Annotated in this window: 20 protein-coding genes; 14 read left to right on the top strand and 6 right to left on the bottom strand. The window is 41.6% G+C overall.

Features of this window, described 5'->3' with window-relative positions; all coding sequences use genetic code 11:
• Nucleotides 1-34: 34 nt before the first annotated feature.
• Together groL and K5L93_RS07445 are read left to right on the top strand one after the other, a co-directional pair.
• Nucleotides 35-1,684, top strand: coding sequence for a chaperonin GroEL (gene groL / locus K5L93_RS07450; protein ID WP_220719149.1), 1,650 nt, complete (start codon nt 35-37; stop codon nt 1,682-1,684).
• A 226-nt stretch (nt 1,685-1,910) separates the two neighbouring features.
• Entirely contained in the window at nt 1,911-3,101 is a 1,191-nt protein-coding gene (locus K5L93_RS07445; protein WP_220719148.1) for a tyrosine-type recombinase/integrase, read from the top strand.
• A gap of 60 nt (nt 3,102-3,161) precedes the next feature.
• Here K5L93_RS07445 and K5L93_RS07440 read toward each other — a convergent pair whose 3' ends face one another.
• The 5 genes from K5L93_RS07440 to kdgR all read right to left on the bottom strand — a co-directional run bounded on the left by K5L93_RS07440 (nt 3,162) and on the right by kdgR (nt 8,744).
• Nucleotides 3,162-3,836, bottom strand: coding sequence for an oligogalacturonate-specific porin KdgM family protein (locus K5L93_RS07440; RefSeq protein ID WP_220719147.1), 675 nt, complete (start codon nt 3,834-3,836; stop codon nt 3,162-3,164).
• A 34-nt stretch (nt 3,837-3,870) separates the two neighbouring features.
• Nucleotides 3,871-5,055 (bottom strand): alginate lyase family protein, encoded by a 1,185-nt coding sequence (locus K5L93_RS07435; protein WP_220719146.1) that lies wholly within the window; start codon nt 5,053-5,055, stop codon nt 3,871-3,873.
• Nucleotides 5,056-5,299: 244 nt separating this feature from the next.
• The gene (locus K5L93_RS07430; RefSeq protein WP_220719145.1) at nt 5,300-6,004 is read right to left on the bottom strand and encodes an exonuclease domain-containing protein; all 705 of its coding nucleotides are present in this window, start codon (nt 6,002-6,004) and stop codon (nt 5,300-5,302) included.
• A gap of 6 nt (nt 6,005-6,010) precedes the next feature.
• On the bottom strand, nt 6,011-7,879 hold the full coding sequence (locus K5L93_RS07425) for a DUF294 nucleotidyltransferase-like domain-containing protein (RefSeq protein WP_220719144.1): 1,869 nt from the start codon (nt 7,877-7,879) through the stop codon (nt 6,011-6,013).
• 79 nt (nt 7,880-7,958) lie between these two features.
• Complete coding sequence (kdgR, locus tag K5L93_RS07420) at nt 7,959-8,744, bottom strand: DNA-binding transcriptional regulator KdgR (protein ID WP_220719143.1); 786 nt, start codon at nt 8,742-8,744, stop codon at nt 7,959-7,961.
• A 245-nt stretch (nt 8,745-8,989) separates the two neighbouring features.
• Between kdgR and kduD the strand changes: the two genes are divergently transcribed.
• From kduD to K5L93_RS07365, 11 genes are all read left to right on the top strand, one after another.
• On the top strand, nt 8,990-9,751 hold the full coding sequence (gene kduD / locus K5L93_RS07415) for a 2-dehydro-3-deoxy-D-gluconate 5-dehydrogenase KduD (RefSeq protein ID WP_220719142.1): 762 nt from the start codon (nt 8,990-8,992) through the stop codon (nt 9,749-9,751).
• A gap of 19 nt (nt 9,752-9,770) precedes the next feature.
• Nucleotides 9,771-10,286, top strand: coding sequence for a YgjV family protein (locus tag K5L93_RS07410; RefSeq protein ID WP_246615016.1), 516 nt, complete (start codon nt 9,771-9,773; stop codon nt 10,284-10,286).
• An 11-nt stretch (nt 10,287-10,297) separates the two neighbouring features.
• Nucleotides 10,298-10,618, top strand: coding sequence for a cupin domain-containing protein (locus K5L93_RS07405; protein ID WP_220719141.1), 321 nt, complete (start codon nt 10,298-10,300; stop codon nt 10,616-10,618).
• A gap of 42 nt (nt 10,619-10,660) precedes the next feature.
• A complete protein-coding gene (locus K5L93_RS07400) occupies nt 10,661-11,302 on the top strand; it encodes an RpiB/LacA/LacB family sugar-phosphate isomerase (RefSeq protein WP_220719140.1) in 642 nt (213 codons plus the stop codon).
• Nucleotides 11,303-11,444: 142 nt separating this feature from the next.
• The gene (kdgK, locus tag K5L93_RS07395) at nt 11,445-12,374 is read left to right on the top strand and encodes a 2-dehydro-3-deoxygluconokinase (protein ID WP_220719139.1); all 930 of its coding nucleotides are present in this window, start codon (nt 11,445-11,447) and stop codon (nt 12,372-12,374) included.
• 11 nt (nt 12,375-12,385) lie between these two features.
• A complete protein-coding gene (locus K5L93_RS07390) occupies nt 12,386-13,009 on the top strand; it encodes a bifunctional 4-hydroxy-2-oxoglutarate aldolase/2-dehydro-3-deoxy-phosphogluconate aldolase (protein WP_220719138.1) in 624 nt (207 codons plus the stop codon).
• 323 nt (nt 13,010-13,332) lie between these two features.
• Nucleotides 13,333-15,099 (top strand): sodium:solute symporter family protein, encoded by a 1,767-nt coding sequence (locus K5L93_RS07385; protein WP_220719137.1) that lies wholly within the window; start codon nt 13,333-13,335, stop codon nt 15,097-15,099.
• Nucleotides 15,100-15,299: 200 nt separating this feature from the next.
• Complete coding sequence (locus K5L93_RS07380; RefSeq protein ID WP_220719136.1) at nt 15,300-17,300, top strand: right-handed parallel beta-helix repeat-containing protein; 2,001 nt, start codon at nt 15,300-15,302, stop codon at nt 17,298-17,300.
• A 260-nt stretch (nt 17,301-17,560) separates the two neighbouring features.
• The gene (locus K5L93_RS07375; RefSeq protein ID WP_220719135.1) at nt 17,561-19,327 is read left to right on the top strand and encodes a sodium:solute symporter family protein; all 1,767 of its coding nucleotides are present in this window, start codon (nt 17,561-17,563) and stop codon (nt 19,325-19,327) included.
• Between the two features lie 121 nt (nt 19,328-19,448).
• A complete protein-coding gene (uxaC, locus tag K5L93_RS07370; protein WP_220719134.1) occupies nt 19,449-20,873 on the top strand; it encodes a glucuronate isomerase in 1,425 nt (474 codons plus the stop codon).
• A 9-nt stretch (nt 20,874-20,882) separates the two neighbouring features.
• Complete coding sequence (locus tag K5L93_RS07365) at nt 20,883-22,898, top strand: heparinase II/III domain-containing protein (RefSeq protein WP_220719133.1); 2,016 nt, start codon at nt 20,883-20,885, stop codon at nt 22,896-22,898.
• A gap of 472 nt (nt 22,899-23,370) precedes the next feature.
• Here the strand turns inward: K5L93_RS07365 and K5L93_RS07360 are convergent, their stop codons facing one another.
• Nucleotides 23,371-23,574, bottom strand: coding sequence for a helix-turn-helix transcriptional regulator (locus tag K5L93_RS07360; protein ID WP_220719132.1), 204 nt, complete (start codon nt 23,572-23,574; stop codon nt 23,371-23,373).
• A gap of 295 nt (nt 23,575-23,869) precedes the next feature.
• Between K5L93_RS07360 and K5L93_RS07355 the strand changes: the two genes are divergently transcribed.
• Nucleotides 23,870-24,427, top strand: a complete 558-nt coding sequence (locus K5L93_RS07355; protein ID WP_220719131.1) for a recombinase family protein — start codon at nt 23,870-23,872, stop codon at nt 24,425-24,427.
• The last annotated feature ends 145 nt before the right edge of the window (nt 24,428-24,572 follow it).

Genomic DNA, 24,572 nt, shown 5'->3' with positions numbered 1-24,572 from the left:
AAGAAAAAGCTGAACGAATATTAGGAAAGGTATCATGGCAGCTAAAGACGTAATTTTTGGAAATGATTCTCGCAGCAAAATGCTAGCGGGTGTAAACGTACTAGCAGACGCAGTTAAAGTTACACTAGGTCCTAAAGGCCGTAACGTAGTGCTAGACAAATCTTTTGGCGCACCAACTATCACTAAAGATGGTGTTTCGGTAGCTAAAGAGATCGAACTAGAAGACAAGTTCGAAAACATGGGCGCACAAATGGTGAAAGAAGTTGCTTCTCAAGCCAACGATGCTGCCGGTGACGGTACCACTACTGCTACAGTATTGGCTCAAGCCATTGTAAACGAAGGCCTAAAAGCCGTTGCAGCTGGCATGAACCCAATGGATCTTAAGCGCGGCATCGATAAAGCCGTTGTAGCAGCAGTAGAAGAACTAAAAGGTTTGTCTGCTCCTTGTGCAGATACTAAAGCGATTGCCCAAGTAGGTACTATCTCTGCTAACTCTGATACTACTGTTGGTAACATCATTGCTGAAGCAATGGAAAAAGTAGGTAAAGAAGGCGTAATTACTGTAGAAGAAGGCCAAGCGCTAACTGATGAGTTAGACGTAGTTGAAGGTATGCAGTTTGATCGCGGTTACCTATCTCCATACTTTATCACCAACCAAGAAAGCGGCACCGTTGAACTAGACAACCCGTTCATTCTATTGGCTGACAAAAAAATCTCTAACATTCGCGAATTGCTTCCTTTATTAGAAGCACTAGCTAAAGCGGGTAAGCCATTACTTATCATTGCTGAAGACCTAGAAGGTGAAGCGTTAGCTACTTTGGTAGTTAACAACATGCGCGGTATTGTTAAAGTATCTGCTGTTAAAGCCCCAGGCTTTGGTGACCGTCGTAAAGCGATGTTACAAGACATTGCTATTCTAACTAACGGTACTGTTATTTCTGAAGAAGTTGGCCTAGAGCTAGAAAAAGCTACTTTAGAAGATTTAGGTAGCGCGAAGCGCGTGGTTATCTCTAAAGACAACACAACTATCATTGATGGTGTTGGTGAAGAAGCTGCGATTCAAGGCCGTGTTGCTCAAATTCGCCAGCAAATCGAAGATACTTCTTCAGACTACGACAAAGAAAAACTTCAAGAGCGTGTAGCTAAATTAGCTGGCGGTGTAGCAGTAATTAAAGTTGGTGCTGCCACTGAAGTTGAAATGAAAGAGAAGAAAGACCGCGTAGAAGATGCTCTTCACGCTACTCGCGCAGCGGTAGAAGAAGGCGTTGTGGCGGGCGGTGGTGTTGCTCTAGTTCGCGCTGCAGCTAAAGTTGCTGGCCTAGAAGGTGACAACGAAGACCAAAATGTAGGTATTCGCTTAGCACTTCGCGCTATGGAAGCTCCACTTCGTCAAATCGTAACTAACGCAGGTGACGAAGCGTCTGTAGTGGCTAACAAAGTGAAAGAAGGTGAAGCTAACTTCGGTTACAACGCTGGCACTAGCGTATACGGTGACATGCTAGAGATGGGTATTCTTGACCCAACTAAAGTAACCCGTTCAGCACTACAGTTTGCTGGCTCTGTTGCTGGTTTGATGATCACTACCGAATGTATGATCACCGACAAGCCAGAAGATAAAGCTGCTGGTGGCGCTCCAGATATGGGCGGCATGGGCGGCATGGGTGGTATGGGCGGCATGATGTAATCATCGCTCCAGCTATTCATAGAAACTCATAAAGTTTCTTAAAGCCCGTAAGGTATTGCTTTACGGGCTTTTTTTATTCCTTTAGATATTCAGTTAGTATCATACTATTTCATAAAGCGTCAAAATTGGTGGGGTACAAAGTGGGGTATCGTCTATAGTAGGACTTCAATTTATTTGCTATATTTTTGTAAATACCCCACTTTATACCCCAAAAGTACCCCACCTTATGGCCTTAACTGCTTTAGAAATTAAGTCAATATCTTGCCCAGAAGGTAAGTCTAGCTCTAAAAAATATGATGCTAATGGATTGTTTTTGTTGGTTAAGTCTAGTGGTTCTAAGCTTTGGCGCTTGCGTTTCAAATTCGCTAACAAACACCAAGAAATGGCTTTGGGAAAGTACCCCAATGTCAGTTTAGTTGAAGCAAGGAGCTTAGCTAAAGATGCTCACCTAATGCTCGCTCAGGGTATTAACCCCATGGACGAAAGACGTAAAGCGAAAAAGAAGCATAGCTCACCCGAAAAAACGTTTGAGTGGGTTGCTTTACAATGGTGGGAAAAACAAAGAGAAGCATGGTCCGAAGAGCATGCTAATAGAATAAAGCGTTGGCTAACCCGAGATGCAAAAGAGATATGCCAATTAGCCATAGAAGAAGTTGATGCTGGGCACATCACCGAATTGATGCTTTCGATTGAAGCCTCAGGAGCTCCAAAGAAAGCTCCGACCATTTTATCTGTAGTTAATCGAGTATTCGCTCACGCTTTAGCTCATCGTTTGATTCGAAGTAATCCTGCTCAGGGGTTATCACTAAGAGATATCATCGCACCTTTACCCAAAGTCAAACATCAAGCCGCTATAACAAACGAGAATGAACTAGGTGCTCTCATCAGGGATATCGACAGCGATCGTTCTAGCGGTTATTGCACGATAGAAGCATTACGTCTGATTCCAAGGTTATTTTTAAGGCCAAAGGAAATTCGACATTTAAAGTGGTCGTATATAGATTTTGAAAACAAAATTATCCGGATCCCGGCTGAAAATATGAAGCGAGGGAGAGAGCATTTGGTGCCATTAGCCACGCAAGTGGTTGAGCAACTTAAGAGTATAAGGCTTGTCACTGGATACTCTGAATTTGTGTTTCCTAGTGAGAGGGATGGCAATAAGCCAATGAGTAAAAACGTAATGACAAATAGGCTTCGGTCTTTAGGTTACTCAGCCGATGTTATCTCTGCGCATGGTTTTAGAAGTACAGCATCAACATTACTGCACGAGCAGGGGTGGAAACATGACGTTGTTGAAGTGCAACTTGCTCATCTAATCGGCTCGGCTACTTCCAGAGCTTATAACCGTGCATTGTATTTGAAGAAGCGAAAAAAAATGATGCAGAAATGGGCGGATTACTTAGATTCACTCAAATAAATCGATGTTTGGGAACTAACCAGTACAATCGTACTGGTTAGTAACGAGGGGAGTTGTTGCTTAGAAGCTGTAGGTGATGCCTACACGGCTTCTTAGTTGACGGTCGCTGCTTTTTGATGATACTGAAACATTACCAAATTCTGCGTATGGGCGAAGATTCCAATCTTTGCCTTTATAGCCAATTTGGAAAAGTAGATCCCAATTCGTATCATCGTTGTCAAAAAGTACTTGGTCATCTAGGCCCTTTTCAAAGTTACCTTCCAAGCCAAATTGGAAGTAGTTGTAGTTATAGTTTAGGTTTGCGGTAATTTTACTTTTTTGTTCTCCGCTTTTGTCCTTCTCATCCGTAAAGCGGCGAAACTCATGGCGGTAACGTAATTTTGCTGTTAAACCAGAATCAAATTTGTATTGAACACGAAGCTGAGGTTTAAACGTTACGTGACCTGGGAAAAAGGTAATTGGCATGCCTGGGATTAGCATCCATTTCTCATCTATTTTGTATTTATAGCCAAAGTCAAATTCATTCCCCTTTGACTCCCAGTCAGAAAAAATATGGCCATGTTGCATGGCCTCTACCCCAAAATAATAATTACCTACACCAGCACCTAACTTAATACGACTAGCGTATTTTTCAGTATCGTGTTTATATTCCTGACGAAAGTCTAATGAAGCTGCAGACACGGAACCTGCCGATAATAATAGGGTAGTGATTAGTGCTATTTGTTTGATTTTCATACTGTGCTTTCCTTGTACGATTTATATTTATTGGTTATTTAAATAATAAATTTTGGATGTTTTTCTGATTGGCTTTGTCTTTTTTCAGTTCGCTAATAGCGTCTGAAAAAATAGGGTCGTTATAGGCTTTATTTGCATAAAGCATATTGGTGTAGGCTTTGGAGGCTTGAAATCCTTTTAGCTCTTTATAGTCCCACTCCTCAGGGGCTATGGTGTATTTAGCTACGTACTGATAACCTTTTTTAAGTGAGTGTTTGTCTACTTCATAATTCCAAACATCTATACCAACTACATCGCCGTAATGGCCCAACAAGCTATAGGCTTGCAAATTGAAGTTTGAATAGTGCCAAGGCTTGGTGCGCTCTAATTCTGCGTGTTGTTGGCCGTGCATGTTGAATTGAGTTCCAATTCTTCGCATTTGTGTGACTCTAAGTCGCTTCTTAGCAGTATCTAAGTCACCGGTAAATATCGCAAAAGCGACAACTTGAGCGTCGTACCAGGTACCGTGATTGTTATGCCAGTTATCCTCTTCAAAGCCGTTATTGCTGGTGATTAACCAAGTGTTGAATTCTTTAAACCAGTTATTAATTGCAGTGTATTGTTCGCTTGTTAACTGTGCTTTTAGTATCTCTACACTATCTACCACGCCAATTAGCAGTCGGCTATCAATGATCCCAATGCCGCGCCCGTCTACAATTCCAGGAATCGCCTGAGCATGATTCAAGTTTGGATTCATGCGAGTTTCTTGATCAATAAACCATGCTTTTAGCTGATCAATCGCTTTGCTGGCATAGTCGTTTTTGCCAGTGAAGTAATATGCCAAACCAAGGTTAGTTACATCTTTTGTGAAGCGAATAAATCGCTGTTTGTCGGTGGCCGCTGTTTTTGTAGCCATGTTGTACTCGCCATCACGGCGAATGTAGGGCAGCCCATCTTTTGTATCCGGATTCGGCCACCAGTATGGTCCAAAGCTAAAATAATCGTGTGGGTCTCCACTAGCGGGAAGAAGAGTTTTGTTGGTAACAGGGTCTATGTCGGCTTTAAGCGCTTTATCTGCTTTAGCTATTAATGTGGACAAAGCCTCAGCTTTATTGTTGAGGTTGTCTTTGTTGTACTCGAGAGCTGCGCTGTCGTAAGTGATGAATTTCGTGTTCTCTGCAAATCCTTGAGAAACATTTAGTGCACTAAGCATAGTGATTAACATTAATGTTTTTTTCATGCCTTTCTCCTTATGAACTGTTGTACTGATTATAATGAAAAGGTGTTTCAAAAAAGTGATCTAGTAAACGATATCGAAAATTCATATATGAAGAAGGGTTGAAATAGAGGGTGACAAAGTGGTGCAGTAAAGACAGAGTATTATTTTTAGCGGTTTTTTGACTGTTTTATAATGTATTCACACATCTAGATTTAGGAATAATGTGTAATTCAGGGGGTTGATAAGAACGCTGAGGTATTGATTGTTAGCTTTTGAGTAGTTTAATAGAAGCGCCGTATTGTTCTAATTTTAATTTTTTTATTTGAACTATAAATAGCTCAGCACATGATAGGGCATCGATTGCCGCCGAGTGAGCTGAGTATTCTGGTAGCTTATAATGATTCCTCAAGTCGCCGAGGTAATAACTAGAGTGAAGCCTAGTGCGCCCCGCAAAACTATATTTTTTCTCTATTTCTAAAGTGTCGAAATAATGACAAGGAAGCTCAGATAGCTGATAGCGTTCCAAAAAGTATTTTTTTAGAAAGCCTTTTTCAATAACAGCGTTGTGGGCAAGAACGACTTTACCGCGAATGGTATTAAGTAGCTTGTCTATTGCCAAGTCTAGCGGTTGTCCTTTGTCGAGTTGATTGGAGGTTATTCCGTTTACTTCTGCTGTTTTGGCTTGCACGACCTGTTGATTACAAATGAAAGTTTCACTGGCCGTTGCTAGGTTAATCGACTCTGTGTTGAAGTTAACTGTTCCGATCGACAGCATTTTGTCCTTACTAAAATCTAAACCGGTAGTCTCGATGTCCAGTGCCACAAACTCTAACTGAGATATTGGCACTGATAAATCAGCCAAAGGCGTTGCCATATATTGTTGAACACTCTTACTCCAAACCGCGGAGGGGGTGAGTGATCGTCTTAGTTGCTCCATTGGCGGTTGAGATGAATGCTTAAACCACTTCATTGTCTCTTAGATACCAGCTAGAAATTTTAGTTTGGCGACATCTTGCAATTGACTGATAATTTTGAAAGCTTCTTTAAGGTGTTTACGTTCGAAGCTAGAAAACTCAGACGGAGATATGTGATTGTCAGGCAGTCCTCCATTTTTTAGTGCATTCAGCTGGTGGCGAAATCTTACTTGTGAAATAAAGCGGTAGGCTTGAATGATGTTATCGCAACTATCCTGCGATAAGCTTCCTTTTTCGGCGGCATAACGAAAGCGTTCTTCGGTTCCAGTTAGTGAACCTTGCACTTTTAAACTGAAGATTCTGGCTAAATCAATAATCAGGTTTAAAGCATATTTTTTTATGTTAAGGGTGTTTGAATGTTCACCGCCTCTTTCTAATACCAAACTATTAAAGATGCCTAATGGAGGATTAATGGTAATCGCGTCCTTGACTAACGCGACTAGAAAACCTGGGTGGTTTTGTATGTGTTGGTGCATAGCTTGGTGTATTGACTCTACAAGTGTTGGATCGCCATAAATTGAGCGAATTTCGAGAAATACACTGATATTCAATAGTTGGTTGTATTCTGGGCTTTTCACCCACTTTCGGTAGTAGTCTTTCCAGCATGAGATTTTTTGGCACCAACTAGGTGTCGCCGCCATAAACTTTCCGCTACACAGTGGATAACCACAGGCATGTAGGCCGTTACACACTTTCATTGCGAGGTGCAGGAAGTAAATGCGGTCTTCTTCGCTTGCTTCATCAGCAATAACAATGGCACTGTCTTGATCGGATAATAAGTGAACTTCATTACGGGCATGCGATCCGGCTACCAACCAGGCATAAGGGCAAGGGGCTGCTCCCAGTACATCTTCAGTTAGTTGAATTATTCGGCGAGTAAAGGCATCCATAATCATAGACATCACATGCCCTTGAACTTCAGCACTCACCCCGCTTTCAACCAATGCTTGAAAGATGGATTGTTTTTCCCCTTTCAAGCTAGCAAGCCCTTCTATAGACCTTGTATATTTAATTTTTTCGATCAGGAAAAGTGATTGAGTTTTATGGTTATGAACAAGGTGTGAGGTAGTCAGTAAGCCAGTGACTTGTTTACCGGTAAGCACCGGTAAGCAGCGAATATTGTATTGCAACATTAGGGAAATAGCATGAATGATTTTTTCATCACTTTGAATCAAGGTGGGGTGTTTATTCATAACTAAAGAAATCGCTTCATTCGTATCTATATCTGCCGCGATGACATTTTTAGTCATGTCTCGGTCTGTCATCATGCCTACAATTTCATGTTCCCGCATAATTACTGCGCATGAACTTGCTTGTTTACCACACATAAGACGAGCTACGTCTTTTATGGGGGTGTCTGCGCTGACAATGGTGATATTTTCGCTGGCGACTTCACTAACATTGCGATAAAACAGTGCGGTATCTTCTTTTTTTATCGTGGAGTTAATCGCACTAAGTAGTCGATTTTTACTTTGTACAGCAAAATAGTCTTTGCATTCAGGATACTCTTCACACACACGTTTTAGCTGCTCATGGGGAATTAAGTACAGCAGCGAGTCCTCAATGGCGTTAGCTTGATAACCATCTTCAGCTTTAGCCAGTGGCTCTAAGAATGTGAAGCCAAATTGGTCTTCTTCACCTAGTTTCGCTTTTAGTATGCCAGAGGGAGCGCGTTGCTCAATTGCCCCTGTACGTATTATGTAAAGAAAGCGCTGTTTGCACAAAACACTAAATGCAATGCTTTCCCCCTTTGCTAAGTACCTTACCTGTACCTCATTGACTAAACTGTCAACAGTATGTTTGGGCAACTTGTCGAAAGGGTCAATATGGCTGATGAATGCGCTTATGTTAGGAGATAGTGTGTTAATCATTTGGACATTCTATTTAATAAAACGATGTTTCATTAATCTTATAGCACAAAAAAAAGCAGCTCTAAAGCTGCTTTTAAGATTATTGAATGGGGTAGTCCTTAAACCCTAGTTGCTCCGAGATTTTCCTTCCGGCTGAGTGCAACAGCTTAATGTAGTGAGATTTTTTTTCTTCATCAAAGCGAATAGTGGGGAAAGAAATTGATACGCCTGCGATAATATTGCCAAAGCGGTCATATACTGGTGCCGCGATACAGCGCAGGCCAGGTTCTTGTTCTTCGTTATCTTCCCCAAAGTGTTGTTGTTTTACTTTGGCCAACTCTTCGATTAGTTGCTCAACATTTTCTAGGGTGTTAGGGGTACTTTTTACAAACTCCACATCTGAAAATGTATGACGAATGAAGTCTTCTTCGCGATTCGATAATAAAACTTTACCGATTGCTGTGGTGTGGAGTGGGTTTCTGCGACCAACGCGAGAGTGCATTCTTAGTGCGTAACTAGAGTCGATTTTGTGAACATATATGATAGTGCCTTGGTCAAGAGCCCCTAAGTGAATCGTTTCATTCGTTTCGTCGGATATAATACGCATTTCTTTTTCAGCGATGTTTACTAAGTCAACCCACTCGAGAGACTTTGAACCTAGTTCAAATAATTTCAGTGTTAATGAGTATTTATCTGCCTCGCCTTGTTGTGAGACATACCCAAGCATCTTCATCGTTTGAAGAAAACGATAAGTGGTTGCTTTGGACATCATCAAGCGGTGTGACAATTCTGATACACCTATTTCTTTTTGTTCACCTAACATCTCAAGGATATTAAACACCTTAAGAACCGATGAAACGGCCTCAGGTTGAGTGGATTTGTCCAAGTCTATCTCCCCTAAAAATTTCATTTATCAAGTCAGAATAGCAAAATTCAAAAATTTTGAAAAGGTCTTTTAAAAAAATAGAATTACAGTAAGAGGCTAATCACAAATACAACAACAGTTACAAATATTTTTGAAATGATGTTTCAAAAATATTTGTAACTGTGCTGACTTTCTTTTATTGTATGACTATATTCAGTGAGCGAAACTAAAATTCGCCGCTTTAAAAACACAGTGAGGATAAAAACATGGTGTTAGAGTCATTTAATCTGCAAGGAAAAGTAGCAATAGTAACCGGTTGTGATACGGGCTTGGGTCAAGGTATGGCTCTTGGTTTAGCTGAAGCGGGTTGTAAAGTTGTTGGCGTTAATTATGTTGAGCCTACAGAAACTATTGAAATGATGCGTGCAGCAGGTCATACATTTTTTGATATGCGAGCAAACCTGCTACAACAAACAGATATTCCATTAGTGATTGATAAGGCAATTACTGAATTTGGCAAAATAGATATTTTAGTTAACAACGCCGGTATTATTCGCCGAAATGATGCGATTGAGTTCTCAGAGCAAGACTGGGAGGACGTGATGAATATTAATTCAAAAACTGTTTTCTTTATGTCTCAAGCCGTTGCTAAGCAGTTTATTTCTCAGGGTACTGGTGGAAAAATAATTAATATTGCATCAATGCTGTCTTACCAAGGTGGTGTTCGCGTACCTTCTTATACTGCATCTAAAAGTGCAGTGATGGGAATTACTAGGGCGATGGCTAATGAGTGGGCTCAGTATGACATTAATGTTAATGCCATTGCTCCTGGTTACATGGCCACCAATAATACTCAGGCCTTACGTGAAGACGCTGAGCGGAGCAATGCGATTCTTGACCGCATTCCAGCCGACCGTTGGGGTACTCCTCAAGATGTTGCTGGCCCATGTGTCTTTCTTGCTTCAGCAGCTGCTGATTATATTAATGGCTATACCATCGCTGTTGATGGCGGCTGGTTAGCCCGCTAGTCATAGAGGTAGAGTGCATATGATGAGTTTAGAGATAACTGCGCAAGCATTTGGCCTGCTTAGTTTTGTGCTAGGTCTTTCTACTTTTTATCAAAAAGACGATAAGAGGCTGAAGGTAGTTATGCTCATCTTTAATCTCAATCATGTTGTGCATTACTTGTTGTTGGGGTCAATCGTTTCGGCTTTAGGGGCATTGCTCTCGGCCGTTAGAACTGCAACAGCTATACATTTTTCATCGAAAAAGTTCGCCTTTATATTCATTGCCATCAGTGTCGTTAGTGGGCTGGCCTTGGCTGATAATGTTTGGCAGCTATGGCCAATAGTTGGCACGGTTATTGGCACTTACTCGGTGTTTGTACTCAAAGGAATCAAGTTACGAATAGGTTTTTTACTGGGAGCCTGTTGCTGGTTAATCAACAACATCCTTGTTGGTTCAATCGGCGGTACATTGTTAGAAATGTCAGTGATCATGATGAATACCGTGACAATTTGCCGCTTATACAGAGAACAGCACACCAAGATCGTAGCGAATTAATAGGTATAAATATGTTTGTTTACAATAATCAAATTGAATTAGAAGACTTAGGCGAAGGTGTTTCACGTAAGATTTTGGCACATAGCGACAATATGATGGCCGTAGAGGTGCATTTTGAGAAAGGTGCTATTGGGGCTATGCATAGTCATCCTCATGAACAGTTAACCTACGTACTATCTGGTGAGTTTGAATTCACAATTGGCGGTGAAACCAAGGTGGTGAAGGCGGGTGACACTATGTACAAAGAGCCAAATGTTGAACACGGTTGTGTTTGTTTAGAGGCGGGTATTCTTATCGATAACTTCACCCCTATGCGTAAAGATTTCGTTTAATTATTTTAACTTTTTGAGCATCGTTTGGTGCAGGAGAACTATATGAAAATTGCGTTGATGATGGAAAATAGTCAAGCCGCTAAAAATGCAACAGTACTTGAGCAGCTTAATACCGTGGTAAAGCCTTTAGAGTATGCGGTATTTAATGTAGGCATGAGCGATGAAAACGACCACCATCTTACCTATATTCACCTTGGAATTATGGCGAGCATTTTAGTTAACTCAAAAGCTGTTGATTTCATTGTTACCGGTTGTGGTACAGGTCAAGGCGCCATGATGTCCCTGAATATTCATCCTGGAGTGGTTTGTGGTTACTGCTTGGATCCTTCAGATGCTTTTCTATTTAACCAGATTAATAATGGGAACGCTTTAGCGTTGGCCTTTGCTAAAGGTTTTGGGTGGGGAGCTGAACTCAATGTTCGTTATATTTTTGAGAAAGCATTCACCACTGGCGAGCGTGGCATGGGTTACCCGCTTGAGCGCGCCGAACCTCAGCAACGCAATGCTGGTATTCTTAACCAAGTTAAGGCTGCCGTGATAAAGGATGATTACTTAGAGGCACTGCAAGCTATCGATCGTGATTTAGTTAAAACAGCTGTGTCTGGTGAGCGCTTTCAACAATGCTTCTTTGAACATTGTCAGGTACCAGAAATAGAAAGCTATATCAGATCGATTTTAGATTAATGCCAATATTATGGCTGGCTGTGTTATTCGCTTGATGACTTCGATTGTGTTTCGCTGTAAATAGATGGCGAGCGATTAACTGCAACTCACAGTAATCAAGCGAGTGTTGGGTTAACTCTCTAAATGGTAGTAGGAAATTGTAATGCCCCCAAGTTGTCGTGTAGCCGTGATCGGCGAGTGTATGGTAGAGCTTAAAAAAGTGTCGGGTAACTTAGAGCAAGGGTTTGGCGGTGACACTTTAAATACGGCTGTATATTTATCTCGATTAACTAAAGCTAACGGTGTTGTCACTTCTTATGTCACTGGCTTGGGGCGTGACCCGTTTAGCTTAGCCATGCTTAATGCTTGGAAAGGCGAAGCCTTGAATACTGATATGGTGTATCTCTCCGAGGATAAATTGCCGGGGATCTATGCCATTGAAACCAGTGATGATGGCGAGCGTAGTTTTTTCTATTGGCGTAATGATTCTGCCGCAAAGTACTGGATGCATGGGCTAGAACCCAGCCAGTTAGCGAGCGAGCTTTCTAAACATCAAACCTTGTACTTGAGCGGTATTAGCTTAGCCATTTTACCTAAGGAATATCGTCAAAAGCTAATTGATGCGCTAACTATTTGTAGAAAAAAAGGCAGTAAAGTGGTGTTTGATAATAACTATCGCCCGACATTGTGGGGTGATCGTGCTGAAGCACAACAGTGTTATAGCCGCATTCTCACTATTACCGATGTCGCATTGTTGACCTACGACGACGAGGTGATGCTCTGGGGTGATGAAACAGAAAAGCAAACTATTGCTAGAAGCCAACAATTTGGGGTTACAGAGATTGTCGTCAAACGTGGCGCAGAGGCTTGTTTAGTTGTAACTGATAAAGGGCTGCAAGCTGTTGCAGCCAACTTAGTAGAAAATGTTGTCGACACTACCGCGGCTGGTGATTCATTTAGTGCTGGTTATTTGGCTAAACGACTTAGCGGTGGTGATCCTATTCAGGCTGCTAAAGCGGGTCATGCTCTCGCAGGCAGCGTTATACAATTTCGCGGAGCGATAATACCTCGCGACGCTATGCCTACAATTTAAGGAAGATTTTTATGGCAACGATTAGTCAACGCTTGAGTGAGATTAAGGTGGTACCTGTTATTGCTATCAACGATGCATCAAAGGCAGTAAAACTTGCAGAGGTACTCATTGAAAATGGCCTCCCGTGTGCAGAGGTGACCTTTAGAACGGAACAGGCTGTTGCCGCTATAATGGCGATGCGTGAGGCTTACCCCGAGATGCTGATAGGCGCTGGAACCGTATTAAATGTTAAGCAGGTTAATCAAGCAATTGATGCTGGTGTTGATTTTGTGGTTAGCCCTGGTTTCAATCCTACAACGGTAAGGTATTGCCAACAGCGTGGTATGCCCATTATTCCTGGCATTAACAACCCTAGCTTGGCAGAGCAAGCGATGGAACTCGGCTTAGATACCTTAAAGTTTTTTCCTGCTGAACCATCTGGTGGAGTTGGAATGCTAAAAGCTTTAAGTGCCGTTTACCCGATTAAATTTATGCCAACAGGTGGGGTAAACCCACAAAATGTAAAAGAGTACTTGGCCTTATCTAGTGTAATAGCATGTGGTGGCACATGGATGGTTCCTAACAAGCTCATTGATAACCAAAGCTGGGATGAGCTCGCATCTTTAGTTAGAAATGTAGCCTCTGTGATTGCTTAGGCAATGCTTTGTCCTTAATTCCCTCCTTTGCTTACTGATTAACTTGATAGTTTTTTAGTAAGCAATTCCTTAGCTTACATGATATTTGGAGATGGTTTTAACTTATTGTTTTAACTAAGTATGTTGTGAATTCCAATGCATGCTTTAAGACTATTTAGTGTTTCTACTTTATCTGCGATACACATCTATTTTCCTAAAAACTAGCAACGTCTAGATCACAAATTCCCTTAAATTCCCTTTAATATGACTAGTTATTGTCTATTATTGAAACATTGTTTTAAAAAATTAATTCAAATGCTTGTTAAAATGAAAAGGAATTCAAGATGAATATCGATATGCTCGTAGTGGGCGTCTATTTTATCTTCATGATAGCGATAGGGGTCATCTTCAAACGATTTGCTGGTAGCTCTACTAGTGACTACTTCCGCGGGGGCGGCAAAATGCTTTGGTGGATGGTAGGTTCCACAGCATTTATGACGCAGTTTAGTGCTTGGACATTTACAGGAGCAGCGGGTAAAGCGTTCACGGATGGCTTCCCTATTATGGTTGTGTTCATGGCCAATGCGTTTGGTTTTTTGCTTTCTTGGTTGTACTTTTCTTACCGCTTCCGCCAAATGCGGGTGGTGACTCCTATCGAAGGGGTACGCCGTCGTTTTGGCACAACCAATGAACAAGTCTTTACCTGGGCAACCATGCCAACAAGCATTGTTTACACCGGTATTTGGTTAAATGGTTTAGCGCTGTTTGTTAGTGCAGTATTTAAAATTGATATTGAAACCACCATTGTTGCCACAGGCTTAATTGTTCTGTTTATTTCGGTGATTGGTGGAGCATGGGGTGTAGTAGCTTCAGATTTTGTACAAATGGTCGTTATCATGGCGGTAACGGTTGTGTGTGCGGTGGCTGCATTAGTGAAGATTGGTGGTCCATCGAACTTAATTGAGCAATTCCCCGCAGAGAGTATTATGGGCTCAGGGATGAACTACCCATTACTGTTTATCTCTTGGTTTATCTTCATGTTCGTTAAGCAATTGCAAAACATCAATAACATGCAAGACTCATATCGATTCTTAACTGCTAAAGACTCTGTGAATGCGCGTAAAGCCGCTTTACTAGCCTTTGTGTTAATGCTAGTGGGTCCAGCGATTTGGTTCCTACCTCCTTGGGTAACCGCAGTTATTTATCCTGATGCAGCGACAGCGCATGCCGCAGAGTTAGGTAAAAAAGCGGCCGATGCGGTGTACTTGGTTTTTGTTGAAAAAGCGATGCCAGTAGGCATGGTTGGGCTGCTAATGTCTGCTGTTTTTGCAGCCACTATGTCATCTATGGATTCAGGCTTAAACCGTAACTCAGGCGTATTTGTACGTAACTTCTATGCGCCTATCATCAACAAAACTGCAGATGATAAGAAGTTAATGCGAGTGAGCCAACTAGTGACGCTGGTATTTGGCGTACTGATTATTATGGTGGCACTGTTCATCAACTCCCTACGAGGCTTAAGCCTATTTGATGCAATGATGTACGTGAGTACCTTATTGCAAATGCCAATTTTGGTGCCGTTATTCTTTGGTATGTTTATCAAGAAAACGCCAGATTGGGCGGCATGGGCCACCTTGGTTGTGGGCATGATAGTGTCTTACTTGGTGAGTTTTGTCTTCACGGCAGAAGTGATAAATAACTGGTTAAATCTAGAATCGCCATTTACTGGACGTGAAGCGAAAGACTTAAAAGTACTCTTAGGTATTGTGGGTCACTTGGTAATTACAGGCGGGTTCTTCTGTCTTACTACTAAATTCTACAAAGCGCCAAAAGCAGAGCGTAGCAAAGAGCTAGCGGCTTTCTGGAATGATGTAGATACCCCAGTGATTGAGGGTGCAGGTCAAGACGAAATGGATCGCCAACAGCGTGAGATGTTGGGCAAATTAATCTTGGTATTTGGTGCGCTTGTGAGTGCGATGGTACTGATACCAAATCCATTTTGGGGACGTATGGCCTTTGTGTTCTGTGGCTTGGTGATTGTTACGGTGGGTAGCTTATTACTAAAAAGCGCTAGATCAACAATAAAGTTACAAACTAGCTCAGTAGTCTAGATTCAACGCGCATCATTGAAGATGCGCTCATCCTTTCTTTATAAACGATATCAATACATGAGGGCCGCTATAAGTAAGTGGCGCCTCTTATTAGTCAAAGTGGCTAACGATTCTAGTGGTAAGTGGTAAGTGGTATGTAGTAAGAGTCCAAGGTCTTTTTTGGCATTTTAACGCTGTTTTCTTTCTATAAGGAGATTCAAATGAAATTGAAAAAAGTGGCAGGTACAGTGGTGCTTAGTTACTTAGTGGGGGCTTCGTGGGTATCAGCGGCACCTGGCTACAATGGAGGAGGGCCTCTACCTAGTCAATTTGATTTAGTGATTGATGCCACCCAACATGGTGTTAATAGTAACGATGGAGTAGACGACTCCTATGCTCTGCAAGCCATTATCGATAATATGGTACCTAATAACCCCGATGCTCTTACCTTGATTCAGCTTCCCGCAGGGGAAATTAACCTTAGCGACGAAATTCATGTTGATAAATCCGGCTTGGTTATTCGTGGTGCTGGTAGCGACCCAGTTAGTGGCACAAAAATCGTTGTTAAATCTTGGTCGCCATATGGGGTTGGAAGTGATAATGCGCCAGATTTTGATAAAAAATATTGGCCTGGTTTTGCTGTGTTTCGAGTTGAAACTCGCCAGATGCATGCCAAAGAACAGGCCTATGAGGGAAGTATAAACTTTCATTGGAAGCACTCTATTGAGTTTGCCGAAACCGCAAGTATTGGCGATACCAGTGTGGTGCTTGAATCCGGTAAGGCTAAAGAGTTTTCTGTTGGTGATTTCATCTATATTGGTGCAGCGAGTGATAAAGCATTTCTCGATAAAGGGCAAGTTCCCACGTCGCGACGAAGTGCTACGCATATTATGACCGGTCATATGCGTACTCAGATATTTAAAGTGCTGGAAGTGGATATTAGCTCAGATGAAGTGACACTTGATCGTCCGCTTGAATTTAACCTTCCGCTAAATAATGAGTCTGGCTATAACAGCAGAGCAATGCCCGTTACTGCCATCCAAAATTTTGGATTGCAAGATTTCTATTTAACCATGGATACCAGTGGCAGTGCCTGTGAGGGCTATAACACTGCAGCTTACTCACCGCAAAACCCGAATGGCGTGTTGTATCGTTACGAGAATGTTTGTTCTCAAGATGCTATCCATGGGGTCATTTTGAAGTGGGTACAAAATGGTTGGGTGAAAAACCTAAATATTGAAATGATTGGATCGCATCCAATTGTGACTGAGTTTGCAAAAGATGTAACGATATCAGATAACAATATTAATGGATCCTGGAATAAAGGTGCCGGGGGGAATGGATATTTTAGAGGCTCAAAGCTTTACGATAGTTGGATCAAAGACAATACTATCAAAAACATTCGACATTTAGCGCTACAGTGGTCGGCTACGGGTAATATTGTAGAGAATAACTATCTAAATGAAGATTTGAACTTACATGGTGGCTGGGAGCGCAATAACCTGATCCGTAATAATACTGTTGAAGTACCTTTTGAGCATCGTAGTTGGTCAAATGGGGCTCCAGAAGCGGGCTCGACATGGCAGCCTATTTGGGTTGGATCAGGTGATCACGCTAGTAAATGGTCTGGGCCAACTGGACCTAACAACGTGTTGCTAAATAATACTTTTAAAAAGGCAAAAAGTGCTGGTCAGCCGATAGAAACTTGGGGCTTATTTGATACTCCTAACGTTGAGTACGCTCTAGGATGGAATGGTAGTCAGTTTGAACATTTAAATGTTGATGGCGCGCCTATTGCTACTTGGAACCAACTGATTGCTGAAGGGGTATTTGCTCAAATCCCTCACTCTGGTGTCAACACCGCTGGGGGATCTTGGCAACGACCTGTTACCGAACCTTCTGAGCCAGAAGAGCCGGTTGACCCTCCGGTAAACGCTGATTGTAGTGAAGTACTTAGTTATGCTTGGGGTAGCAAGCAAGAACTGATTATTCACGATGGTCTGTGTTTGCAAATAGATCGTCCCTTAAGCGATAAAACAGTGCAAGTGTGGGATAGTGACACTAACTCTAGCTGTGATTTTCGCGGCATGGTAAGAGCACTCGATGATACTTCCGAACTGGTTGTGAGCTCTAATTATGTTAGTACTAAATCTCTTATTGGAAGCCTACTTAGCTTTAATAGTTCAAATGGTTGTAATTATTTAAAATTTAGAGCTTATTAGCTATATAGAAAAACATATTAAGCCAAGATTCTTAGCTAGAATCTTGGCTTTTTTATTTTGTGTATTGCAGTAAACGTTGAGATTTTATTGCTCCTCGCTTTTGTTCGCGATAGTTCTTATGCCACTTTCTCGCTTCCATCACCTAGTAATATATTCAGCATGGATCACATATTCTTATACGAACTCTTTATTGAACCGCTATTAATGCAATAATAAAACAACGTTTCAAAAAATAATTTGTGAGTGAGAAGGAGTTCCAAATGAATATCGATATGCTCGTAGTGGGCGTCTATTTTATCTTCATGATAGCGATAGGGGTCATCTTCAAACGATTTGCTGGTAGCTCTACTAGTGACTACTTCCGTGGGGGCGGCAAAATGCTTTGGTGGATGGTAGGTTCCACAGCATTTATGACGCAGTTTAGTGCTTGGACATTTACAGGAGCAGCGGGTAAAGCGTTCACGGATGGCTTCCCTATTATGGTTGTGTTCATGGCCAATGCGTTTGGTTTTTTGCTTTCTTGGTTGTACTTTTCTTACCGCTTCCGCCAAATGCGGGTGGTGACTCCTATCGAAGGGGTACGCCGTCGTTTTGGCACAACCAATGAACAAGTCTTTACCTGGGCAACCATGCCAACAAGCATTGTTTACACCGGTATTTGGTTAAATGGTTTAGCGCTGTTTGTTAGTGCAGTATTTAAAATTGATATTGAAACCACCATTGTTGCCACAGGCTTAATTGTTCTGTTTATTTCGGTGATTGGTGGAGCATGGGGTGTAGTAGCTTCAGATTTTGTACAAATGGTCGTTATCATGGCGGTAACGGTTGTGTGTGCGGTGGCTGCATTAGTGAAGATTGGTGGTCCATCGAACTTAATTGAGCAATTCCCCGCAGAGAGTATTATGGGCTCAGGGATGAACTACCCATTACTGTTTATCTCTTGGTTTATCTTCATGTTCGTTAAGCAATTGCAAAACATCAATAACATGCAAGACTCATATCGATTCTTAACTGCTAAAGACTCTGTGAATGCGCGTAAAGCCGCTTTACTAGCCTTTGTGTTAATGCTAGTGGGTCCAGCGATTTGGTTCCTACCTCCTTGGGTAACCGCAGTTATTTATCCTGATGCAGCGACAGCGCATGCCGCAGAGTTAGGTAAAAAAGCGGCCGATGCGGTGTACTTGGTTTTTGTTGAAAAAGCGATGCCAGTAGGCATGGTTGGGCTGCTAATGTCTGCTGTTTTTGCAGCCACTATGTCATCTATGGATTCAGGCTTAAACCGTAACTCAGGCGTATTTGTACGTAACTTCTATGCGCCTATCATCAACAAAACTGCAGATGATAAGAAGTTAATGCGAGTGAGCCAACTAGTGACGCTGGTATTTGGTGTACTGATTATTATGGTGGCACTGTTCATCAACTCCCTACGAGGCTTAAGCCTATTTGATGCAATGATGTACGTGAGTACCTTATTACAAATGCCAATTTTGGTGCCGTTATTCTTTGGTATGTTTATCAAGAAAACGCCAGATTGGGCGGCATGGGCCACCTTGGTTGTGGGCATGATAGTGTCTTACTTGGTGAGTTTTGTCTTCACGGCAGAAGTGATTAATAACTGGTTAAATCTAGAATCGCCATTTACTGGACGTGAAGCGAAAGACTTAAAAGTACTCTTAGGTATTGTGGGTCACTTGGTAATTACAGGTGGGTTCTTCTGTCTTACTACCAAATTCTACAAAGCGCCAAAAGCAGAGCGTAGCAAAGAGCTAGCGGCTTTCTGGAATGATGTAGATACCCCAGTGATTGAGGGTGCAGGTCAAGACGAAATGGATCGCCAACAGCGTGAGATGTTGGGCAAATTAATCTTGGTATTTGGTGCGCTTGTGAGTGCGATGGTACTGATACCAAATCCATTCTGGGGACGTATGGCCTTTGTGTTCTGTGGCTTGGTGATTGTTACGGTGGGTAGCTTATTACTAAAAAGCGCTAGAGAACAATCAGCATTAAATCTCAGTACAGCTAAATAAGCTTTTGCCTAGAGAGCTTAAAACCTCTCTAGGCCTTTGTTTCGTGTTGAATCCATAAGTTCTTAGAAAATAACTTTAAATAAATTAGTTATTTTCCAATCACTTATTAAAAAACTTAATTATGTCGGTATTTATACATCCAAACTTCTTGTTACAAGGGAATACAGCTGAAACGCTTTACCATAGCTACGCTGAGTCAATGCCTATTATTGATTTCCATAACCATTTAGAGGCTCAGGATATCTGGAACGACTACCAGTACCAAAATATTGCAGATGCTTGGTTGAGTCGTGATCACTATTTATGGCGGGCATTACGCAGTAATGGCGTTGATGAGTTCTATATTACTGGAGGGGCGGATGCTTACAGTAAGTTTGAAAAGTGGTGTGAAACCATTCCTTATTTGGTCGGTAATCCCTTATATCATTGGTGTCATTATGAGCTAAAAAAGTACTTTAATATTGACCTGCTGCTCAACCCCGACAATTGTGATGAAATATGGCGGCGGTGTAATGATTTATTGCAGTCTAGCTCTCATTCGGTACGGCGTTTACTTATTGACAGTAAAGTAGAACTACTATGTACCACTGACAGTCCTCTTAGTAACTTGGTTTATCACCAACAACTTGCAGCCTCAGACTATCCTGTTCAGGTGCTACCCACTTTTCGTGCTGATGACTTACTAGCCATTGAGGAACCCAAATTGTTTCTTAATATGCTTGAATCATTGAGCCAAGTTAGCGGAGTGGTGATTAGTGATTTTAGTTCTTACCTCAAGGCCATTTATTCCCGTATTGATTATTTTGCCGCCAATAACTGTCGCTTATCTGATTTGGGCTTAAAGGTTATTGATTTTGCTGAATATTCTTATGCAGACTTAGATGATTCGATAGCCAAACTGATTGGCGGAGAGAACTTAAGTAAGCTGGCAGAGACACAATTTAAAACTGCTATTTTTCACGCTTTAGGAAAGGCCTGTCATCAGCATGGGTGGTCTATGCAGTTGCATATTGGAGTGTTGAGTAATGTAAATAAGCGTCGTTGCAATACGTTGGGAAAGGGTACTGGTTTTAGTGTTATAGGTGACAATGCGATCGCTGAAAGCTTATGTAAGCTACTCAACTTGTTGGAAGAGGATCGCTGTTTACCTCAAACGATTTTGTATAGCCTAAATCCAAAAGATAACGTGGTCTTAGGCTCTATTATTGGTGCATTTCAAGACAGTGATGCACAGCCAGGAAAAATCCAATTGGGCGCAGCTTGGTGGTTTAATGATCATCAATCTGGAATTGAAAAGCAGCTTAAGGATCTTGCTAACTTGGGGGCTCTTGGTCGCTTTGTTGGCATGTTGACAGACTCTAGAAGTGTTTTATCTATGTCGCGGCATGACTACTTTCGTCGCATTTTATGCAATCTCTTAGGCGAGTGGATTGATAAAGGATATATGCCTAACGACCAAGCGCTAATTAAGCAAACCGTAGAAAATATTTGTTATAGAAATGCCAGGCAGTATTTTAATTTTCCACACCGGTTAGGTGATGTATAGGTATTCATTATGTTGCAGTTTACTGAAAAAGAAATGGCGGTTATACGCAAGCATGCAAATCAAGAGATCATTGATCAAATTATTGCTGATAACTCTGTAGTACTAGAGTCTGAAACGCTCGTTCCACCAGACGCTAGGGCCACTTGGAATCTATACTACTTTTGCCCAAAACACGGTGTGCGCTTAACTTGGGATAGAAATAAGCCAACAGAGCATGTTTGCCCAGTTGATGGTGAAGTATTAACTGGCGAGCCCTATGATGGCGCATGGTGGCGCTGGCTGAATGGATTGAATTCGAAAGCTTGCAATGATTTAGGGCTACTTTGGCAAATTACTAAAAACGAACGTTATTTGCATAAGGTTAGAGAGATCTTATTAGCTTACGCCGAGTTTTACCCTGATTACCAAGAGCATGGAGGGATCCCTTATAATGGTCCTGGTAAAGCCAATGCTCAAACCTTGTGCGAGGCAAACTGTAATATCGATTTCGCTCGCGGTTACGATTTTATAAAAGAAGATTTAGATCGTGAAGAACAGCTTTATGTCGAGAAACGCTTATTGTTGGAGGGCGCTGAATTTTTAATGCAGCACCGTAGTGACCAACTGCATAATCATGAAATGAAAATTTCAGCGACCATTGGTGTAATCGGTTTAATCATCGATAATGAGCAGCTAGTAGAGTTTGCGGTCAATACACCTTATGGCCTTAAATACCAATTAGAAAATGGCGTTAAAGGCGATGGATTGTGGTTTGAAGGCTCTATTCACTATCATTACTATGCTCTACAAGCCTTGCTTAATTTTGAAAAAATTGCCTGTAAAACTCAGTATTCTCTAAAAGATCAACCTAAGCTCCAGCTAATGATGGCCTTTCCACTGAAGCTTCTCATCAATACTGGCAACTTCCCTCGATTGAATGACTGTATTGCTGGTCAAGAGAGGCTCACCCATAGTCATATATTTGAGTTTGCTTACCGAGAGTACCGAGACCCGCTGTTTGCTTCGGCATTACAAACTATTTATCAAGCAGAAGAGCGTCACAATATTGAGGCTTTACTCTATGGTGTTGAGGAACTGCCTCCGGCTAAGCCTTTAGCCTGCAACAGTATTCACGCTGAGCAATCTGGTATTACTATCATGCATGATAACACTCGGGATAACATGTTATTGGTTAAGCATGCTCCTTATGGCGGGGAACATGATCATTATGACCAACTGGGCCTGATCATAAGCCGCAAAGGGAAAGAAATTTTGCCTGACCTTGGTACCACCGGCTATGGGGCTGAATTGCATTACCAATATTACAAAAATACGCTTACCCATAATACCCTGGCCGTTGAGCAAAAAAATCAGCCCCCAGCCACGCCTAAAGTAAATAAATTTTTGGTAACAGACAAATTTACTTGGTTGGATGTGGAGGTAGATTGGCGCGGAGAGCTGCCTGTTGTAGATAGCCATACTATTGTGCAATGGGATGAAGAGGCGTATCGCGGCCTTAAGTATCGTCGTCAATTGTTATGGTTAGGAGACTTGCTCATTGAGTTTAACGATGTTGATAACTCAAAGGGCAGGCAGCTAGATCTAGTTTGGCATGTTCGAGGGAAACACAAACAATTAGATGCCACTCATAAATGTGATAACCCGATGCAGGGACCATTAGCTAGAATGGTGCAATGCCATCAGCAACAAATTGATGAAAGCTACAAGCTTAGTTACGATATACAAGAACAAACGGCGTTTAATCAGCATATTATAACTAATAGTCCAGCCAGCTTGGTACGCGGCTACGCGCCTGATAATCCTGCAACCACAGATTTAGCTTACTCTATTGTTCGCTCTGTCGATGAGCATTTTAAAGTGGCGGTGATCCACGATTTGAGTGAACAAGCTAATATTCAAGTTCAGCAGTTTGTTTGGATCGAGCAAGCTCTTGAGCTGACGCTTGAATATCCAAAACATACATTAAGCATCAAGGCAGATATGGAACAAGGTGAGATAGTAGTTAGTAAAGAGTGCAGAGCCTAAGCGCTCTCATGAAGTAATATATGATTTTTAGCTTAGTCAATATTGGGACGGATGTTTAGCATTTGCAGTGACCCTTAATCACCGCTCCTGCTATTCATAGAAACTCATGAAGTTTCTTAAAGCTCGTAAAGTAGAAGAATTAAGTTAAATCAGTGCTATAACTTAGATGGGTTAGCATAAATGAGGCTAGTTTGAAGGGAGGATGACTGTCATTTAATCACTGGGACAGGCAATTTAAGACACTAAGCATTCTCACTATGAATAAGCAATATCACACCTTATAGCTGCATCAGCAATACTCTCAATAGCGACACCATCTACTTCGATTTACCTAAATGCAGGTTATCCGAAGTAGGTGGATTCAATCCGAGTTACTAATTCGAAATTGTTCGATAATGAGTTAACAACTGACACCAGTGTCAATTGTTAATGATATTGTTTAAATGGAATGACGCAGCCATAGGATCGTGCATTATGCGTAATTTAAGTCTTCGAACCATTTTTCAACATCCTCTTTTTTCCAAGCTACCCGACGCTCTGACAAACGAACAGGTTTTGGGAATTTACCTGCTTGGCATAGTCGATAGATTGTGGAGGCGCTTAACCCTGTTTTTGCCGCAACTTGTGATTTATTTAGTAGTGTTCCGCTGGGAGAATTGTTCATACCGTTTTCCATATTTAGAGTCTCCCTAGTCCTAGCTTAACTTCTAGGAGTGGTTTAGCGGCTATTTTTAGAACAAAAGGAAGCATGCAATGGTTCATTTATTCCTTTTGGTTATACAAAGTGTGTGCACACTTATGACACTTAATATCTTCCTTTTGTAAACCCACTAGTTTGGCAATCTTTATTTAGGGTATACCCATGTGACCACATTTGTCAGATGTCGACTTTCGTATTCAATAGGGTGGATATAACGTTTTGAACACAAACGTTTCATTCACTCTAAAGCCAATTGAATATAGGTGGGGATATGAAAGGACAGAATATTGGATATACACGAGTAAGCACTGCAGAGCAGAAAACTACACGGCAGTTACACGGGTTGCAGCTGGATATTGTTTTTGAGGACAATATTTCTGGCTCTGTTAAACAGCGGCCTGGTTTAGATAATTTGCTGGCACACATTCGAGCTGGAGACATTGTTCACGTTCATGACATTTCACGTTTAGCCAGAAACACTGGACACTTACTTTCCCTCGTCGAGCTGTTCCTATCTAAAGGGGTATCACTACATTTTCATCAGGAAAATTTAGTCTTTACTGCTGATAGTTCCAGCCCTATGAACCAACTTCTACTCACCCTATTAGGCGCTATTTATCAGTTTGAACGCGCGATGATTCGAGAGCGGCAAGCCGAGGGTATCGCTCTCGCCAAAAAGCGCGGTGTATACAAAGGGCGAAAAATTACAATTAATAAAGACGCTGTAGTGGAGTTGAGGCTAGCAGGTTTAAGTTACAGAAAGATCGCTAAGGAGCTAAGAATAAGCTTGTCGAGCGTGCAGCGAGCGTTAAAAAAATCTACAACATAAACAGGTTTCGTTATCTACATAGCTGGTTGCGGTGTGTATCTTTCGAGTATTTAACCTATTGGTTTTTTCTATATTTTCAGTCAGACATAGAGATGTTTGACTGAATGGATTTTTAGGTTAGTAAAATCAAGCATCTAGTGATTAT

Origin of the sequence: Agarivorans litoreus, assembly GCF_019649015.1 — a bacterium.
Classification (GTDB): domain Bacteria; phylum Pseudomonadota; class Gammaproteobacteria; order Enterobacterales; family Celerinatantimonadaceae; genus Agarivorans; species Agarivorans litoreus.
The sequence above is the reverse complement of the archived record's forward strand: the minus strand, read 5'-3'. Positions and strand labels throughout refer to the sequence as shown.